This window comes from Paenibacillus nicotianae (assembly GCF_042681745.1).
Classification (GTDB): domain Bacteria; phylum Bacillota; class Bacilli; order Paenibacillales; family Paenibacillaceae; genus Saccharibacillus; species Saccharibacillus nicotianae.
Genome location: NZ_JBHUGF010000010.1, coordinates 1931765 through 1949601, shown reverse-complemented (window position 1 = coordinate 1949601; position 17837 = coordinate 1931765). Strand labels below are relative to the sequence as shown.

General features: G+C 38.8%; 16 protein-coding genes. 14 read left to right on the top strand and 2 right to left on the bottom strand.

Going from position 1 to position 17837, the window contains the following annotated elements; translation table 11 throughout:
• The first annotated feature begins 46 nt into the window (after nucleotides 1-46).
• The 4 genes from ACFSGI_RS12585 to ACFSGI_RS12570 all read left to right on the top strand — a co-directional run bounded on the left by ACFSGI_RS12585 (nucleotide 47) and on the right by ACFSGI_RS12570 (nucleotide 5747).
• Nucleotides 47-1309, top strand: a complete 1263-nt coding sequence (locus ACFSGI_RS12585; protein WP_204824474.1) for a sugar ABC transporter substrate-binding protein — start codon at nucleotides 47-49, stop codon at nucleotides 1307-1309.
• A gap of 139 nt (nucleotides 1310-1448) precedes the next feature.
• On the top strand, nucleotides 1449-2354 hold the full coding sequence (locus ACFSGI_RS12580; RefSeq protein ID WP_204824473.1) for a carbohydrate ABC transporter permease: 906 nt from the start codon (nucleotides 1449-1451) through the stop codon (nucleotides 2352-2354).
• A gap of 51 nt (nucleotides 2355-2405) precedes the next feature.
• On the top strand, nucleotides 2406-3230 hold the full coding sequence (locus ACFSGI_RS12575) for a carbohydrate ABC transporter permease (RefSeq protein WP_069325867.1): 825 nt from the start codon (nucleotides 2406-2408) through the stop codon (nucleotides 3228-3230).
• A gap of 108 nt (nucleotides 3231-3338) precedes the next feature.
• Nucleotides 3339-5747 (top strand): glycoside hydrolase family 94 protein, encoded by a 2409-nt coding sequence (locus ACFSGI_RS12570; RefSeq protein ID WP_204824472.1) that lies wholly within the window; start codon nucleotides 3339-3341, stop codon nucleotides 5745-5747.
• A gap of 166 nt (nucleotides 5748-5913) precedes the next feature.
• Here ACFSGI_RS12570 and ACFSGI_RS12565 read toward each other — a convergent pair whose 3' ends face one another.
• The gene (locus ACFSGI_RS12565; RefSeq protein ID WP_379283345.1) at nucleotides 5914-6855 is read right to left on the bottom strand and encodes a dockerin; all 942 of its coding nucleotides are present in this window, start codon (nucleotides 6853-6855) and stop codon (nucleotides 5914-5916) included.
• Nucleotides 6856-6985: 130 nt separating this feature from the next.
• On the opposite strand from ACFSGI_RS12565, the gene ACFSGI_RS12560 reads away from it, so the two are divergent.
• From ACFSGI_RS12560 to ACFSGI_RS12530, 7 genes are all read left to right on the top strand, one after another.
• Entirely contained in the window at nucleotides 6986-7435 is a 450-nt protein-coding gene (locus tag ACFSGI_RS12560; protein WP_204824471.1) for a GNAT family N-acetyltransferase, read from the top strand.
• A 495-nt stretch (nucleotides 7436-7930) separates the two neighbouring features.
• Entirely contained in the window at nucleotides 7931-10828 is a 2898-nt protein-coding gene (locus ACFSGI_RS12555; protein WP_204824470.1) for a 2-oxoglutarate dehydrogenase E1 component, read from the top strand.
• Entirely contained in the window at nucleotides 10825-12123 is a 1299-nt protein-coding gene (gene odhB, locus ACFSGI_RS12550; RefSeq protein WP_204824469.1) for a 2-oxoglutarate dehydrogenase complex dihydrolipoyllysine-residue succinyltransferase, read from the top strand. Before ACFSGI_RS12555 ends, odhB begins: the two co-directional genes overlap by 4 nt.
• A 145-nt stretch (nucleotides 12124-12268) precedes the next feature.
• The gene (locus ACFSGI_RS12545; protein WP_204824468.1) at nucleotides 12269-12598 is read left to right on the top strand and encodes a low molecular weight protein tyrosine phosphatase family protein; all 330 of its coding nucleotides are present in this window, start codon (nucleotides 12269-12271) and stop codon (nucleotides 12596-12598) included.
• Between the two features lie 284 nt (nucleotides 12599-12882).
• Nucleotides 12883-14301, top strand: coding sequence for a sugar porter family MFS transporter (locus tag ACFSGI_RS12540; protein WP_204824467.1), 1419 nt, complete (start codon nucleotides 12883-12885; stop codon nucleotides 14299-14301).
• 139 nt (nucleotides 14302-14440) lie between these two features.
• Nucleotides 14441-14740: a ribosomal maturation YjgA family protein gene (locus ACFSGI_RS12535; RefSeq protein ID WP_379283958.1), complete on the top strand. Its 300-nt coding sequence runs from the start codon at nucleotides 14441-14443 to the stop codon at nucleotides 14738-14740.
• Nucleotides 14740-15141, top strand: a complete 402-nt coding sequence (locus ACFSGI_RS12530; RefSeq protein WP_204824465.1) for a hypothetical protein — start codon at nucleotides 14740-14742, stop codon at nucleotides 15139-15141. The genes ACFSGI_RS12535 and ACFSGI_RS12530 overlap by 1 nt, the downstream gene beginning before the upstream one ends.
• Nucleotides 15142-15261: 120 nt before the next feature.
• Here ACFSGI_RS12530 and ACFSGI_RS12525 read toward each other — a convergent pair whose 3' ends face one another.
• Nucleotides 15262-15747 carry a CYTH domain-containing protein gene (locus ACFSGI_RS12525; RefSeq protein WP_204824464.1) on the bottom strand — a complete coding sequence of 162 codons (486 nt, stop codon included), beginning with the start codon at nucleotides 15745-15747 and terminating at the stop codon, nucleotides 15262-15264.
• A 135-nt stretch (nucleotides 15748-15882) separates the two neighbouring features.
• On the opposite strand from ACFSGI_RS12525, the gene ACFSGI_RS12520 reads away from it, so the two are divergent.
• The 3 genes from ACFSGI_RS12520 (at nucleotide 15883) to ACFSGI_RS12510 (ending at nucleotide 17656) form a co-directional block, all read left to right on the top strand.
• Nucleotides 15883-16341: a DIP1984 family protein gene (locus ACFSGI_RS12520; RefSeq protein ID WP_204824463.1), complete on the top strand. Its 459-nt coding sequence runs from the start codon at nucleotides 15883-15885 to the stop codon at nucleotides 16339-16341.
• A 439-nt stretch (nucleotides 16342-16780) separates the two neighbouring features.
• Nucleotides 16781-17335 carry a nitroreductase family protein gene (locus ACFSGI_RS12515; RefSeq protein ID WP_204824462.1) on the top strand — a complete coding sequence of 185 codons (555 nt, stop codon included), beginning with the start codon at nucleotides 16781-16783 and terminating at the stop codon, nucleotides 17333-17335.
• A 15-nt stretch (nucleotides 17336-17350) separates the two neighbouring features.
• On the top strand, nucleotides 17351-17656 hold the full coding sequence (locus ACFSGI_RS12510) for an NIPSNAP family protein (RefSeq protein ID WP_204824461.1): 306 nt from the start codon (nucleotides 17351-17353) through the stop codon (nucleotides 17654-17656).
• Nucleotides 17657-17837 lie beyond the last annotated feature (181 nt).

The window sequence follows — 17837 nt, the reverse complement described above, 5'->3', positions numbered from 1 at the left end:
TTGCCAAAGATTCATATGCCTTTACTAAACTAACGGGGTGAAATGAATGTTTAAAATGTGGAAATCAATGTTGGTATTGTTACTGATCAGTTCATTAGTATTAGCAGCGTGTGGAAGTAAAGAAGAAGCAGGCGTGACCACAACATCAGACGGTAAACGTGTATTGAAAGTATGGGGAATGGGTGGAGAAGACAATGCGATTTCGACACTAATCCCTGCTTTTGAAAAAAAATATCCAGACATCAAAGTAGAAACGCAGTTTATTCCATGGGATAACGCTCATGATAAATTGCTCACTGCGGTTGCTTCCAAAAAAGGGCCGGATGTTATCCAAATGGGTACGACATGGATTCCAGAATTTGCTGATGCCGGAGCATTGCTTGATCTGACTCCATATACAGAAGAATTTCCGAATCTCAAACCTGAGAACTTTTTCAAAGGTGCTCAAGAAACGATGAAGGTCAATGACCAATTAGTCGGTATTCCGTGGTATTTGGAGACTCGCGTTCTGTTCTACCGCACAGATTTGTTGAAACAAGTAGGTTATAACGAAGCTCCGAAAGATTGGGCTGAACTGAAAGATGCAGCTACCAAATTAACAGATAAAAGCAAAGGGAAATACGGTATTTTGTTAGATACTCAAGATGCAGCTTTTACTCTTCCGTATGCTTGGGAAAATGGGAGTGAAGTCATTAGCAGTGATAACAAAGCACAATTTAACCAACCTGCTTATATCGAAACGATTGAGTATTTGACAAGCTTTTTCAAAGAAGGATTAACACCTAATCAGAGCGATATCAAATTGTTACCTTCATTTGGTCAAGGATTAATTCCGATGTTTGTCAGTGGTCCGTGGTCTGCAAATCAGATCAAAACCGATCTGCCTGATCTAAAAGCAGATCAATGGGCAACAGCGATTATTCCTCCTAAAGAAGAAGGTGGCAAAAGCGCTTCTATTCTTGGTGGATCAAACTGGAGTGTATTCAGTAGCGCAACCAATAAAGACGATGCCGCTAAATTTATTGCTTTCATGAGTGATCCTGAAACACAAGTTGCTAAATATAAACATGATCAGGATCTACCTGCCAACATGAAAGCTTGGGATAACGAAGTGTTTAACAACAAACCTATTGTTCAAACATTCCGTGATCAATTAGATACAGCACGTCCTTCTCCATTTGTGAAATCATGGGAATCTATCGGTGACTTGATCAAAGCTGCTCTACAACAAATTACAATCGGTGGAGCAGATATCAAAGAGCAGATGGAAGAAGTGAACACAGGCGCAGATAGTTTGCTAGCTGAGTAAAATCCTGCAACAACAGTGTCTACATCAACTATCATTCTCACCAGATTCATACTCTGATCTTCTAATAGATTAGTATGAATCTGGAAGAGAACGATAGCATATCAGAACGTCAAAACTTCTGTGAAGGAGGGAATCCAATATGCAAAACGCTTTGCAAAAATTAAACAAATATAAATATCCATATTTGTTTATAGCACCTACGCTAATTATTTTGTTTTTGTTTTCATTTATTCCTATCTTTATCGCTATTTTTATTAGTTTTACCAACATGAACTTATCAGGATTGGCAGACTTCTCGAATATCAAATTTAATGGATTTGATAACTTTGTTCGATTGTTCTCGGATGCTACATTCCAGAAGTCAATGTTTAACACTCTTATTTTTGTAGTTGTTGGTGTTCCTTCAGTTGTTATTATTTCGATGGCAATTGCGATTTTGATTAATCAAGGAACCAGTTGGCTTTTCAAATCTTTCCGCGTAATTTACTATATGCCTTCAATTACGAATATTGTAGCTGTAGCGGTAATCTGGGGCTATTTGTACAACTCACAATACGGTCTGATTAACCAGATGTTAGGCTTTATCGGGATTGATCCTGTGAGCTGGTTACAAGATCCGGTGATTGCTAAGTTCTCACTGATTATTATGGCGGTATGGAAAGCGATCGGTCTGAATATGATCATTTTCTTAGCAGCATTACAAGGGATTCCGCGTACGTATTATGAAGCTGCTCAGATTGATGGAGCAAGTCGCTGGGAACAGTTGACCAAGATTACGGTTCCTTTACTGAGCTTTGCTACTTTTTTCGTATCGATTACAACACTAATCGGCTGGATTCAATTTTTTGAAGAGCCGCTTGTTATGACCAAAGGTGGTCCAATTAACAGTACGATGTCTATGGCATTGTTTATCTACAACACAGGGTTCCAACGCAATAACTTTGGTTATGCAGCAGCAGGTTCGATTGTTCTATTTGCCATCATTATTCTTGTAACTATGATCCAGTTTAAAGTACGTAAAAAAGACAGCGATGTAGAATACTAAGTTCTGGAGATCAATGTAAACACAGAACAAAGTATGAAGGGAGGTTCCAAAATGGATATTCAAGTCAAACCGGTCTATAAAACGATAGTGATTACGCTTCTACTTCTCGGTAGTATAGCGATGTGTATCCCTTTTGTATGGATGATTCTTGCATCCTTCAAACCAGAAAGTGAAGTAGTAGCCTTAACGCCAAAATTCTGGCCACAACAAGCTACGCTTGAGAACTATGTACGTCTATTTACAGAAATGAGATTTGCGACCTATTTGTGGAACACATTAGTTATCGTATTTTTCTCTTTTATCGGTCTATTTTTAAATGCGGCAGCAGGATATGCGTTTGCTAAGTTTGAATTTCCAGGTCGTAATGTTCTGTACTACCTTGTATTAGGAACAATGATGATTCCTTCTCAAGTAACTATGATTCCAGTGTATCTGTTACTTAATCAGATGAACCTAACAAATACGATGGCAGGGATTGTGTTGCCAGGTATGGTTAATGCGTTTGGTATTTTCTTGTTCCGTCAGTTTATGACGACTATTCCGGCTGACTTGATCGAAGCAGCACGATTAGATGGAGCTAGTGAGCTACGTACATTTTTCCAATTGGTTATTCCGATTGCAAAACCAATCTTTGCAGTACAAGGGATTTTGACTTTTATCGGCGGTTGGAACAGTTTCCTATGGCCGTTGATTATTGCCAATGATGAAAATCTATACACGTTATCAGTTGGATTATCATTGTTGAAAGGTCAATACGGTGGTGACTTTGCGATTCAGATGGCAGGTGCTTCATTCATGGTTGTGCCGATTGTTATTCTGTTTATCTTTATGCAGCGTCATATTATCGAAGGATACACCATTTCAGGTATGAAGTAATTTCATACCTGAGTGCACCACAACATCATGTAGTAGAACTAGAGACAAGTCGTTCCACGAGAACGTATTTTGGATAGAATATAAGTTTACTTTTTGGAGGGATATTGAATGTCAACGATACAAAATCAAACACAGCAAACAGGACTTTTCCAAAATGAATATGGTTATTTTACAGAAAATGGTCGTGAATATGTGATTACCAATCCACGTACACCACGTCCGTGGAGTAATATTATCAGTAACGGCGATTATTCCTTTATGGTATCGCAAGCAGGTGGCGGTTGTTCTTGGCGTGGTAATGCAGGTCAGAACCGTATCACTCGTCTTTTCCAAGATGTAATCAAAGATTCATGGGGTAAATTTATTTATCTACGTGATCGCAATTCAGGCAAGTTCTGGTCAGCAGGCTGGAAACCGGTTATGGCTGAGTATGAATTTTATGAAGTACGTCATGGTATTGGTTATAGCGTATTTACGCAACAAGTAGACGGTATTCGCAGTGAGTTAACAGTATTTGTAGCTCCTGATGCACCGCTTGAAATTATGCAACTCAAAGTGACTAATAACAGCACAACAGCACGTGAATTGGATGCAACGACTTATTTTGAATGGGCTCCAGGTTTTGCACCGGATGAGCATCGTGAATTCCACAAAATCTTTATGAACTCTGAATATAAACAAGATCTGAACGCGATTCAGCTTGAAAAATACTTATGGAGCTTCCCAGATGAAAAAGGACGCAGTAACAATGTAAGCTGGCCTTATACAGCGTTCCATGCGGCAAGTGAAACACCATCTTCTTTTGATGCAGATAAAGAATCATTTGTGGGTATGTATGGCGAAGAATCTCGTCCACAAGCAATGATTGATAAAGAATTAGCAGGTAACAGTGGACGCTTTGGAGATGCTACAGCTTCTTTACGTGTAGCGATTAACTTGGAAGCAGGCGCTTCACATACGGTTGTATTTACGATTGGTGCAGCCGAGCAAGAAAAAGAAGATGCAGATGCTTTGATCCAAAAATATACTACTGTAGAAGCAGCAGAACGTACCCTTCAAGATGTACATGCGTTCTGGAGTGAATTGATTGATGTTGAAGAAATTCACACTCCTGATCCAGCAATGAATATTATGACTAACGTATGGTTGAAGTATCAATCGATCTCCTGTCGTCTATGGGGTAAAACAGCATACTATCAAACAAGTGCAGGGTATGGATATCGTGACCAATTACAAGATTCTCAAATCTTTTTAACAAGCAAACCAGAATTGATGCGCAAACAAATTCTGATGCATGCTTCTCAACAATTCCAAGAAGGCGATGTACTTCACTGGTGGTTCACGATTCGTGGTGGCGGTCCTCGTACACGTTGTTCTGATGACTTGCTATGGCTTCCGTTCATTATGGATGCGTATCTGAAAGAAACACAAGATTACGATATCTTGGATGAAGTCACTCCGTTCCTTGATGGTGGAGAAGCTACAGTATATGAGCATTGTAAATTAGCGATTGAGAAAACATTCTTACGCTTTAGCCCGCGCGGTGTTCCGTTGATGGGTGAACATGACTGGAATGATGGTCTAAGTGCAATCGGTTACGAATGGAGAGGTGAAAGCTTCTGGGTAGGTGAGTTCTTATACCTTATTCTAGGTAACTTTGCACCGGTAGCAGCCAAACGTGGCAATCAAGTCTTTGCAGATAAAATGGTTGAAGTACAAGGAAGCTTAAAAGCAGCATTGAACAAATATGGTTGGGATGGCGAGTGGTATCTACAAGCGACCAACGATGATGGCTTAAAAGTAGGATCAAAAGAAAACGAAGAAGGTCAAATCTTCTTGAATCCACAAATGTGGGCTGTTATTTCGGGTGTAGCTGATCAAGAACGTGGACAACAAGCAATGGATAGTGTAAGCAAACATCTACTGCGCGATCATGGTGCATTGCTTCTATACCCTGCATATACTAAAGTGCGTCGTGATATCGGTTATATTACTCGTTATGCTCCAGGTCTACGTGAAAATGGTGGTGTCTACACACATGCTGCTACATGGGCAGTATGGGCGTACACCTTGATCGGTCAACCGGAAAAAGCATACGAAGCATACAGCAAAATCTGTCCTCCTAACCGTTCTGACGATCCAAATGGTTATGTAGGCGAGCCGTATGTAACACCTGGTAACTCTGATGGCCCAATCTCACCTAACTATGGCCGTGGTGGTTGGACGTGGTATACTGGTTCTTCTCAATGGTTACAACGTATGGCAACCAACTGGATTCTAGGTGTACGTGCTGAAAATGAAGGATTGCTCGTAGATCCAAGTATTCCAAAAGATTGGAAAGAGTTCACTTATCGTCGTGCTTTCCGCGGAGCTACGTATAATCTACATGTAGATAATGCAGCAGGTGTAGCTCGTGGTATTAAAGAAATTAAAGTCGATGGCAAAGTGATCGAAGGTAACATCTTACCAGACTTCCGTGATGGCAAAGAACATGAAGTTAAAGTGATTATGGGTTAATACGTCACATCGATCTTGCTTAAATAGATCGAAGCAGATGTAAGCATAAAATCATAAACAAACTATAAATAGCTCTGTCTATTCGTGATGCTGACTTGAAACAAGTTGCATTATTGGATAGATCAGAGCTATTTATACTATAGTTATATGTTTCTATAGATCATTATTATCGGATAAGAGGGAAGCGACTGGTATCTTGGCGAAGCTGACTCCATGTATAGCGTAGTAACCACGCATCCCAGTTGGTGATTGTTATGGAGCTACCTACCCACATCAGTGTTTTGTCTGGGAATCCACCTGGTGGACGGTCTTGTTCTTCATAAAAGTCAGGAAAACCAAACCCGTGACCGAGTTCATGTTCCATGATTTCATCTTGATCAGCATTTAAAATACTTAAAATATAATCATCGGACATACGTTGTCCCCAATCACCACCAGCTCCACCACCAAAGTTCGTTGTTCCCCATAGATACATATCGAATCGTTTATCTATACCGCCAGGGTATGCATATTGAGATTCAGTAAAATGTTCAAAACGGGATAGAGGATCTGGAGCAACCGGTAATTTAACTGGAATTGTAGAGTCTGTTGCATTTAAGCCATCTGTAATATAATCGGTATATACTATTTCATTAGGTTGTTTATTTAAAATCAGAGCAGGATTGACGCAAGCCCAACCGACAACTTTGACTTTGATAGAAGCATACGGCCAGTTTTCATAGCCTACTAATAGTGCATTCCAGTGATTTACTTGTCGACTTAACATACTTTCGATTTGCTTACGTTGTTCCAACGTTACGTTTTTGTTAGATTGCCAGCGTACCACATAATTTAAAGTTCCTTTACCTGCGAAAATTTGGTCGAAAATCAAATTTTTACGAAGTGTCGAACCTTCTTTGACCATACGATTATTCCAAACCCATTCAATAGAGGATTTATAATTACTGGGCATATTTGCTAAAGTAAGCTTAGTAATCGCTGAAGAACTGATCTTTGTTGGCGCTTTTTTATATTTGGCAGCATAAAGTGGAGTAGATGAAAATGCCAATAATGAAGCGCATATTGTGATTGAAGTCGATAAACATAAAGCTTTACTCCAAACGTTCATTCGAGTTCCTCCTAATGGACTAATTATTTAAAAAGATTATTAAGTAAGTAAAGTAATCTAATTATTATTATCGTCATTTATAATTTAAATTGAAGTTAAAATAAAAAGATAAATACTAAGGAGAGAATCAATGAGCTGGTATATTAAAAAGTTTGATGAATTAACATCTATCGAAGTCTATCGGATTTTACAAGAGCGAACAGCTATTTTTGTTGTAGAACAGAGTTGCCCTTATCAAGAAGTGGATGGAAAAGATCTAGCTAGCTATCATTTGTATAAAGAGGAAGATGGAGAGATTGTAGCGTATTCAAGACTTCTTCCTGCAGGTGTAGCTTATCCAGAAGCTTCGATCGGTCGAGTGATTGTCAAGCGTGAATATCGTGGCAAAGGATTAGCGCAGGAGCTATTTCGCAAAAGTATTGAATTTATTCAGGATGAATTGAAAGAAGATAAAATCAAAATTCAAGCTCAGCATTATTTAGAAAAATTTTATAATAGTTATGGATTTGAACCGATCTCAGAAATGTATTTAGAAGACGATATTCCTCATATTGATATGATGCGTATCACAACATCGTAACTATAAATTACTCAAAAAGTGAACAAAAAAAGAAGGATATGTGAAGCGGTGGTGACACTTTTTCATATGTCCTTTTTGGCTTGAAATCAATCTTAGGAAGATTTGGGTAAAAATAGTAAGCATTTAAATTGGAAATTCATACCTATGTATTGTAGAATGGGAAGAGTAAAGAGTAATTTAGTACGAATGAGGGGGCATGCACTGCTCAGTATTCAACTAGAATATGCAGAATGATATATACAAAATGCGATATATCTATTCTCAAAATCTCTGTTTTCCTGTATTTGGATTAAAAATAGCCGTAAAAGGGCTAAAAAACCTGAATAACTCTTTATGTGCAGCGAGAGAAAACGTTTTCTTGAAAAACAGACGTTTTACTCGTTCATAGTCTACTTTTAGACTATTTTGTGATCAATCATATAGAGGTATAATTAAATATGTTGCAATTCCGTCACAAATATATTCACAAAAAATTCAAGACGGAGGGAATCCTCGATGACTATCGACGAATCAAACCAACCATGGCTGTGGGAATCGTATTACGGACCCAATTTGGGGTATGTACAAGAACAATATGAACTGTACAAACAAGATCCGAATTCTGTAGATGAAGGATACCGTGAACTTTTTGAACGTTATGGAGAGCCTGTTGCTCCTGTTACCGTATCATCTGGTCAATCAGTGGTAAGTAGTACAGAAACACCAGCTAAAGTAGACACTAATTTGTTGAAGAAAGCGGTTGCAGCCGAACGTTTAGTATGGAATATCCGTACATACGGGCATCTGGCAGCGGATATTGATCCGCTTGGACTAAGTACAGCGACTGATGTTCGCTTACTAGATCCAGAGCAATACGGACTGGGACAACGTGACCTGGCACAACTACCAGCATCATTGATCTGGGAAAATGCACCTCCAGAAGCAAAAGACGGATGGGAAGCTATCCAATTGTTGCGTAAGAAGTATACAGGTCCACTGGCTTATGAATTTGCACATGTACATGATGAAAAAGAACGGAACTGGCTTAACCGTCAGGTAGAAACAGGTTCATCTACACTTTCGTTAGATGATGAAGAACGTATTGAATTGTTCAAACGTCTAGTTGAAGTCGAACAATTTGAAGAATTTTTGCATCGTACATTTATTGGACAAAAACGCTTTTCAATCGAAGGTAATGATGTCCTTGTACCGATGTTAGATTCGATTGTACGTATAGCTGCCCGTAGTGGAGCAAGACACGTACTGATGGGAATGGCACATCGTGGTCGTCTAAATGTACTGGCTCATGTTCTTGGTAAGCCATACAGTAAGATCTTCTCCGAGTTCCATCATTCACCGAACAAAGATACAATGCCTTCTGAAGGCTCGATGGGTGTTACTTTTGGTTGGACAGGTGATGTGAAGTACCATTTAGGTGCACACCGCTCTGTAACTCCAGAAGGACAAAGCTTTGAAACCCGTTTGACACTGGCAAATAATCCAAGTCACTTGGAATATGTTAACCCGGTGGTTGAAGGCTTTACACGTGCTGCACAGGATGATCGTACAGACAAAGGTTATCCACGCCAGGACCCTGACAAAGCAGCAGCAATCATCATGCATGGTGATGCCGCATTTGCAGGTGAAGGTATTGTTGCAGAGACGCTTAACTTTAATCAGCTAACAGGTTACCAAAATGGCGGTACCATTCATATTATTGTTAATAACCGTCTAGGCTTCACGACAGACAGCGGAGATTCACGTTCTACTCATTATGCAAGTGACCTTGCTAAAGGATATGAAATTCCGATTATCCATGTGAACGCAGATGATCCAGAAGCTTGTCTACGTGCTGTAGCGATGGCGACTGAATATCGTAACTTATTTAAAAAAGATTTCTTGATTGATCTTATTGGATATCGTCGTTATGGTCATAATGAAACTGACGATCCTGAGACTACTCAACCAATTATGTATAGCAAAGTGAAAAATCACCTTCGTGTAGCTTCACTTTACGGTAACAAACTGGCACAACAAGGTGTTGTTGATGACAAACGATATGAACAGTTTAAAACAGAAATCCAAGATCATCTAAAATCGATCTATGAAGAAGTGAAAACAGATCATACCGAAGATTCCAATGCACCGATAAATCGTTTAGAAGCAGATAGCAAAGCGCCTGAAGCTTCTACAGGAGTCTCTGCGAGTCTATTGCAGACGATTAACGACGGACTACTGAAATGGCCGGAGAACTTTAATGTATATCCTAAATTACAACGTATTCTGGAACGCCGTGCAACTGCACTAAACCCAGAAGGCAAAGTCGATTGGGGACATGCTGAAACACTGGCATTTGCTTCGATCTTAGCAGACGGAAAGCCTATTCGGATTACCGGACAAGATGTAGAACGTGCTACATTTGCTCATCGTAATCTGGTATTGCATGATGCTCAGACAGGTGAACCTTTCTGTCCGTTACATCGTCTACCCGAAGCAAAAGCTTCATTCGCTATTCATAACAGTCCATTGTCTGAAGCTTCAGTACTTGGATTTGAATATGGATACAATGTGTATGCGCCGGAGACATTAGTGATCTGGGAAGCACAATACGGTGATTTCACCAATGCAGCCCAAGTTATTATTGACCAGTTTATCTCGGCTGGACGTAGTAAATGGACGCAAAAATCCAGTCTTGTGATGTTGTTGCCACATGGTCATGAAGGTATGGGGCCTGAGCACTCCAGTGCTCGTCCAGAACGCTTCTTGCAATTGGCAGCCGAAGATAACTTTACTGTAGCCAATCTGACTTCTGCGTCACAATACTTCCATCTACTTCGCCGTCAGGCACGTAGTACTCAGGAAGAAACTGTACGTCCATTAGTCGTGATGGCACCGAAAAGTCTAATTCGTAATCCGCGTGTAGCTTCCTCACCTGAGGAGTTCAACGAAGGAACATTCCAACCGATTTTGCAACAAAAAGGGTTGGGCGATAAAAAGAATGCTGTAGAACGAGTGATTCTTTGTACGGGTAAAGTGGCAATCGATCTGGAAGAAGCTTTGGATAAAAACAAAGAAGAAGATTATTCCTGGTTACATGTGATTCGTGTAGAACAACTGTATCCATTCCCGAAAGAAGAAATCAATGCTGTACTTGCAGAATTTACAAACTTACAAGAAATTATTTGGTTACAAGAAGAACCGCAAAATATGGGATACTGGAGATATACAGATGCACGCTTGCGCGATTTAGCACAAGAAGGTGTAGCGGTAAGTTATATCGGTCGTCCAGAACGTTCTAGCCCGGCGAGTGGTTATCAACATATTCACGCCATCGAACAACAACGTATACTAGGATTAGCACTCAAACAAAATTCTTTACAGAACAACATATCCCTGGGAGGTAGTCGGCTGTGAGTGAAATTAAAGTACCCGAAATGGGCGAGTCTATAACCGAAGGAACGGTATCAAAATGGGTTGTGAAAGAAGGGGACACTGTCAGTCAAGGTGATGTACTTCTTGAGCTTGAGACAGATAAAGTCAACTTGGAAATCAGTGCTGAAGAAGATGGAGTTGTAGAGTCAATCACCAAGCAAGAAGGCGAAACCGTACAAGTCGGTGAATCTGTAGGTGTAATTGGCGCTGGAAGTGGAAGTAGCAAACCTGCTGCTTCTGAATCCAAACCTGTTCCAGAATCCAAGCCTGAAAGCAAATCAGATGATGTAGTAACGATCAACTATCCAGCTAAAGGTTCTGAACCTGTTGCTGAAAAAACAACAGATAAATCTACGAATGCTGTAACAAGCAAACCAGACAATGGAGATGCTATCGGTACACCAGCAGCTCGCAAGTTAGCTCGTGAGCGTGGAATTGATCTAGGATCTGTTCAAAGTAACGATCCGATCGGCAGAGTCAATCCAGACGATGTACGCAAACATGGTGACAAACCAGTTCCACCTCCGAAGTCTGAAAATGCTCCTGCTAAAAAACCTGTTGAAAGCAATCCTGCGAAGCCAGCAGATCGCCAACCGATGTCACGTCGTCGTCGTACGATTGCAAATCGTTTGGTAGAAGCTCAACACAATGCTGCAATGTTAACCACGTTTAATGAAGTGGATATGACAGCAATCTTAGACGTTCGTAAACGTCGTAAAGATGCTTTCAAAGAGAAATACGATGTAGGTTTAGGATTTATGTCTTTCTTCACCAAAGCAGTTGTAGGGGCGCTTAAAAAATTCCCTATGGTCAACGCTGAGATCGATGGCGATGATGTAATTGTGAAGAAATTCTATGATATCGGTATTGCAGTATCGGCTAAAGAAGGTCTTGTGGTTCCTGTAGTTCGTGATGCAGACCGTCTAGGTTTTGCACAAATCGAAAAAGAAATCGCAACTCTAGCTTCCAAAGCACGTTCAAACACATTAGGATTGTCTGAACTGCAAGGTGGTACATTTACAATCACTAATGGTGGTGTATTTGGTTCCTTGCTATCTACGCCAATCTTGAACGCACCGCAAGTAGCGATTCTGGGTATGCACAAAATCCAACTTCGTCCGGTAGCAATCGATGCAGAACGTATGGAAAATCGTCCGATGATGTATATCGCATTGTCTTACGATCACCGTATTATTGATGGTAGTGAAGCAGTAAGCTTCCTTGTAAAAGTAAAAGAATTGCTTGAAGATCCAGAAACATTGTTGATCGAAGGCTAATTTATTATCAAAAAAGGAACTTCCAGATCTTTGGAAGTTCCTTTTTTATATTTTATTTGTGATCTCTTCTGTATAATAGGGTTATTTGGGAGATCTACTATACGAAGGATTTATTATTCTTCTCAATATGAAGGGGTAACGAAAAATGAGTAAATTACTATTTATTTGCAGTCGTAATCAATGGCGTAGCTTAACCGCTGAAAAAATATTTGAACATCTTGAAGGATATCAAGTACGCTCGGCAGGAACCGAAGAGAACGCACGTATCAAAGTAACCGCAGGTCATATCGGTTGGGCAGATATGATTTTTGTGATGGAGAAAAAGCATAGAAGCAAAATTCAATCTAAATTCAATGAAGAACTAATAGGCAAACAAGTCATTTGTTTGAATATCCCAGACGACTATGGATTTATGGATGAAGAATTAATCGGATTATTAGAATCAAGTGTTAGCGAATATATTGAACTTACATAATATTTTAAATCAAAAAAAATAATATCCTATTATTCAACTCTCTTAATATGTCATTCTTTTCATTCGATACTGTTATTCAATATGTATGCATTTGGGTATATTGATTACAGGCTGAAAATAGATGCGTTTTTTCTGAAACTAAAGTACGTCAGTCATTGCTTGATTCAATCCAAATGGCACTTTTCTTGATAAGGAAATATGTCAAACGATGAACTCAACATTTGCAAGTACATAGAAAGAACCAAGGGCAATGACGTTTTAGGAATGAATAGGGAGAGATGATAATGGATAAGGGAGTCAGTCAAAAAGCATTTTTACGCAAAATTATTTTGATATCTACATTGGGTGGATTGCTGTTTGGTTATGATACAGGGGTTATCAATGGAGCTTTGCCATTTATGTCAGCGGCACTCGGGCTGAACTCGTTTACAGAAGGCTTAGTAGCCAGTATTTTGCTATTTGGCGCAGCATTCGGAGCTATCGCAGGCGGACGACTTTCAGATTATTTGGGACGTAAGCAAAATATTATCTATTTAGCGGTTTTGTTTTTTGTCGCTACAGTTGGTTCGACACTGGCTCCTAACGTTACTGTTATGGTTATTTGCCGCTTCTTATTAGGGCTTGCTGTAGGTGGTGCTTCAGTAACTGTACCGTCTTATCTAGCAGAAATGTCTCCTGCTAACAAACGTGGTGGTATCGTTACACGTAATGAGCTGATGATTGTTAGTGGACAATTACTTGCTTTTATCTTTAATGCAATTTTAGGGATAACAATGGGCGACAATACCCATGTATGGCGTTACATGTTAGCAATTGCTTCGATTCCAGCAATTTTCTTATTTTTCGGAATGTTACGTGTTCCTGAAAGTCCACGCTGGTTAGTCGCCAAAGGTAAAAATGAACGTGCATTAAAAGCACTTCGCAAAATTCGTACAGAAGAACAAGCAAAAATCGAAGTCGAAGAAATTAAAGCTTCCTTTGATGCAGAAGAAAGTACAGAAAAAGCAGGCTTTAAAGACCTTGCTGTACCCTGGATACGTCGTCTAATGTTTATTGGATTAGGTATCGCAGTTGTTCAACAGATTACCGGTGTCAATTCAATTATTTACTATGGTACTGAGATTCTCAAAGATTCAGGTTTTGAAACCAAAGCAGCTTTGATCAGTAATATTGCGAATGGTGTTATCTCTGTAGCTGCAACATTTTTGGGTATGTGGTTGCTAGGTAAAGTAGGTCGTCGTCCGATGCTTAGAACAGGTCTGATCGGTACAACCTGCGTGTTATTGTTGATTGCGATTTTCTCAGCAGTATTGGAAGGTTCACCAGCTTTGCCTTATGTCATCTTATCGTTAACTGTTACCTTCCTTGCTTTCCAACAAGGCGCAATCTCTCCGGTAACCTGGTTGATGTTATCTGAAATTTTCCCGTTACAATTACGTGGATTCGGAATGGGTGTTACGGTATTCTGCTTATGGATTGTTAACTTTTTAGTTGGTTTAACATTCCCTGTATTGATGTCCGGTATCGGACTATCTGCAACATTCTATTTGTTCGCAGCTTTGGGAGTACTGGCGATTGCATTTGTACAAAAGTATTTACCAGAAACCAAAGGCTTTACATTAGAAGAACTGGAAGAGAAGTTCCGCAATTATGGTAAAAAGAAACCTAAAAAAGCTAAAGTGAAACCTGCACCAGCCAAGTAAAAAATTACAGATTAATAGTAAATCATTGCATAGATCACTATACAAATATAGAAGCGACTTCTAAGGGTCTGATAATCCTTATGAAGTCGCTTTTACTTTATTTTTTCGGTATGATTACCATACGTATACGTTACCTGATATTTTATCCGATCATGCAGGAGATGCATTATGGGCGATAATGATTTATATAGGAGTACGTATTATATGGGTACATAAAAGTCTGTTATTTGCAGTAATCTTCAGTTTGTTATGTTGTTATCTGATAGAGTGTAGTCAGCTATATCAAGCAATATGGATCAATGAAATTCGCTATACTATGATTGGTGGATTGGTTTTAGGTAAAGGCTTTTTGTGGATTGATCTGCTTCGTTATACAGTGGGTATACTGATCGCTGTAGGATTAGATAATACAATATTGAAATCAAGGAGGGTTAGATAATGAATAAAGAGAATATTGCCCAACAACTATTACATGAATTAGAAGGAGAAAAAGAAAGCTTTATATTGCGCTTACGAGTAGAATTGAATTGGGATCATGCTCATTTGGTAAAAGTATTAGAATGGATGGTAAAATATATCCAACAATTAGAGCCTACTGCGCCATTAGAACGGCATATAGCAAGTGGATTCTGGTTTTTTACGAATTTTGTTAAAGATTGGTCATCACATGAAAATTTCCGCGCTAAAAATCCTTATCCTGAAGCATATTATCAAGGTATGTATGAATTGATCTTTTTACTGACAGATTGGTATTTTTCAGGTGAATGTCCTTTTGTAGAACAAGAAGCATTTGAGCAAGAATGGAATCGTCTAACTTTGCTATTCAAAGAAGAACAATAGTAAGCCAAATAGCGTAGCATCTCAAGCTCATTATATCCGAGATACTACGCTATTTTTAAATCATCAATCGCTTTTTACAATATTAGAATACGTTATAGAATGAGGGATATTGTCTACATTTTATTTAGCGGCTGACTGAATATCTTCCCACAGTACGCTATTTACATATTGGCTTTCACCGGTCACATCTTCACCGAACCAATCCGGTTTTTGAAAATGTTGTACATCTGCCTCTTCTGCAAATTCAATCTCGATCGTGATTAGATCAGGTTGTACTGTATTATGATAAATATCAAGGTCAAATTGATAATGATTCCACTTTACTTTTTTACGTGTTTTTATTAATGGAATAACATCTAACTTACCTATTAATTGTTCATAAATACCCGCACCAATATCAAATTCTGTTTCTTCGCGCACCAGATCTTTTCCAGCTTTGTGTGTCATCGTGAATTGCTCTTGACCATCAATCACTAATTTGCGTACACGTAATGTCTCTGATTCGCTAGTAGCTAGATAGGTTTGGTGAATTTCTTGTGTCTCTACAATATCCAAATCTTCTGGATAACTATGTAATACGTATTTTTTTTCGATTTCTTTACCCATCGTAATTCCTCCTGAATGACCATTTTCTTTATTTTAGCATATTACACAAGGTTTATTTATACAGTGATTGGTTATACCTATAATGATAGGGACATTTACGGAATAATGAAGAAATAGGTAATGGAGGTGTAAAAAATGAAATTAGCAGAAGCATTAATAGTACGATCTGATGTACAAAAAAGAATAGAACAGATGAAAGTACGTCTGAGCCGAAGTGCCAAAGTACAAGAAGGTGAAAAGCCGCCTGAGCGTCCTAATGAATTGTTGAAAGAAATGGGACATCTATTGACCGAATTGAATGTACTAATCAAACGGATTAATCGAACCAACTCACAAGTTATTTTTGAAAATGAAACGACATTAGCAGATGCTTTAGCAGATCGCGATACTCTTGGACTGCGCCGAAATATACTAAATGAGCTGATGCATACAGCAAGTATTAAGCAAGATCGTTATACGAAATCAGAAGTCCGTTTTTTAGCAACGGTAAATATAGGAACGTTGCAAGAAGAGATGGATCATCTGGCAAAAACATATCGTGAACTGGATACCCGTATTCAAGAACTGAACTGGAAAACAGACTTGGTTGATTAAAGATTATACAGTACACACTTACAAGTTGGTAATCTATTATCTATAAGGCGAGCATACAAACCGCCAACTGGTTTAAGTTGGACCGCTGGGTAGAAATGAGGGGCAATTTCTGAAGGTTCGAGTCCTTCAAATGATAAATTAGCCTTGTATTGTTACATGAGTACAACTCACCTATTATTGTTACTACCACATGCTGATTATAGATATAGACGAGGGCGGGTTCGGGGATTTGTAAAGTGAATTTAATTTTTACATAGTTATCAAGATTCTTATTGTTTATTAAGAAGATACTTTTTGTTATAAGAGGTATCTTTTTTCTTATGAATAGAGGTATATCTTACATCTAGGCAAACTTAATACCAAAATTAGAGATTTCTTTCCACTTCGTGTACAATAAACAAGAGACTGAGAATGATTATCACATAGGAGGAATTTAGATATGAGTATTTCAGAAAGTATTCGTAATCGTCGTTCGATCGGTAAAGTGAAACAGGATGCTATTCCGCGTGAAAGTATTGAGCGTATTTTGGAAGCAGGAATTTGGGCACCAAATCATCGGTTGACAGAACCGTGGAAATTTTTCGTGTTAGAAGGTAATGGACGTAATAAGTTAGCAGAAGCATTAGCTAGTGTAGCAGGCAATGGTGAAGTGACTGAAGAAAGTCTATCTTCTGCACGCAAAAAGGTAGAGCGTGCACCTCTAATTATTGCTGTAGCTGTAGAACCTGTAGATAACTCCAAAATTATTGAACTTGAAGAATATGGTGCTGTCTTTGCAGCGATTCAAAATATGTTGCTTGAAATTCATGAGTTAGGGCTAGGCGCAGTATGGAGAAGTGGCGAACCTTGTTATCATGAATTGATGGGCAAAGCATTTGATCTAAGCGCAAAAGGTAAAATGTTGGGCTTTATCTATATCGGTGTACCTGAAAATAATGATCAACAAAGCAAACGTACTCCTTTTGCTGAAAAAACAGTCTGGATTACTGAATAACACAGGAGGAAAGCTATGATTACATGCTATCTCAAATATGTGATCGATCCTTATCAAGTCAAAGAATTTGAGCAATACGCCAAAATGTGGATACCGTTAGTGAACAAATTAGGCGGCACCCATCATGGTTATTTTCTTCCACATGAAGGTGCAAATAATATTGCTTATGCTTTATTTTCTTTTCCAAGTCTTGCTGATTATGAAAAGTATCGTTATAACATGACGGTGGATGAAGAGTGTCAGCAAGCGTTTGAATTTGCCAATCAGAACAAATGTATTATTAGTTATGAACGTAGCTTTATGCGTCCTGTTTTTGAATAAATAATCTACTTACAAGTCAAAAGCCTTTCACGATCAAGAGCATCTGTCGGAATATGCTCTAATCATGAAAGGCTTTTATTTGTGAATCTATTAGCTTATTAGACATTTGGTTGAAGATCAGCAATCATTTTATGATGTAATGTATTTATTTTGTTGAGCCATCTTTATGATTACATAGACC

Bases quoted from the DNA above. Each gene is read 5' to 3' on its own strand.
- ACFSGI_RS12545 (WP_204824468.1), top strand. From the start codon at position 12,269: ATGAGTAAATTACTATTTATTTGCAGTCGTAATCAATGGCGTAGCTTA.
- ACFSGI_RS12555 (WP_204824470.1), top strand. From the start codon at position 7,931: ATGACTATCGACGAATCAAACCAACCATGGCTGTGGGAATCGTATTAC.
- ACFSGI_RS12580 (WP_204824473.1), top strand. From the start codon at position 1,449: ATGCAAAACGCTTTGCAAAAATTAAACAAATATAAATATCCATATTTG.
- ACFSGI_RS12530 (WP_204824465.1), top strand. From the start codon at position 14,740: ATGAATAAAGAGAATATTGCCCAACAACTATTACATGAATTAGAAGGA.
- ACFSGI_RS12510 (WP_204824461.1), top strand. From the start codon at position 17,351: ATGATTACATGCTATCTCAAATATGTGATCGATCCTTATCAAGTCAAA.
- ACFSGI_RS12540 (WP_204824467.1), top strand. From the start codon at position 12,883: ATGGATAAGGGAGTCAGTCAAAAAGCATTTTTACGCAAAATTATTTTG.
- ACFSGI_RS12560 (WP_204824471.1), top strand. From the start codon at position 6,986: ATGAGCTGGTATATTAAAAAGTTTGATGAATTAACATCTATCGAAGTC.
- ACFSGI_RS12520 (WP_204824463.1), top strand. From the start codon at position 15,883: ATGAAATTAGCAGAAGCATTAATAGTACGATCTGATGTACAAAAAAGA.
- ACFSGI_RS12570 (WP_204824472.1), top strand. From the start codon at position 3,339: ATGTCAACGATACAAAATCAAACACAGCAAACAGGACTTTTCCAAAAT.
- ACFSGI_RS12585 (WP_204824474.1), top strand. From the start codon at position 47: ATGTTTAAAATGTGGAAATCAATGTTGGTATTGTTACTGATCAGTTCA.
- ACFSGI_RS12515 (WP_204824462.1), top strand. From the start codon at position 16,781: ATGAGTATTTCAGAAAGTATTCGTAATCGTCGTTCGATCGGTAAAGTG.
- ACFSGI_RS12565 (WP_379283345.1), bottom strand. From the start codon at position 6,855: ATGAACGTTTGGAGTAAAGCTTTATGTTTATCGACTTCAATCACAATA.
- ACFSGI_RS12575 (WP_069325867.1), top strand. From the start codon at position 2,406: ATGGATATTCAAGTCAAACCGGTCTATAAAACGATAGTGATTACGCTT.
- ACFSGI_RS12525 (WP_204824464.1), bottom strand. From the start codon at position 15,747: ATGGGTAAAGAAATCGAAAAAAAATACGTATTACATAGTTATCCAGAA.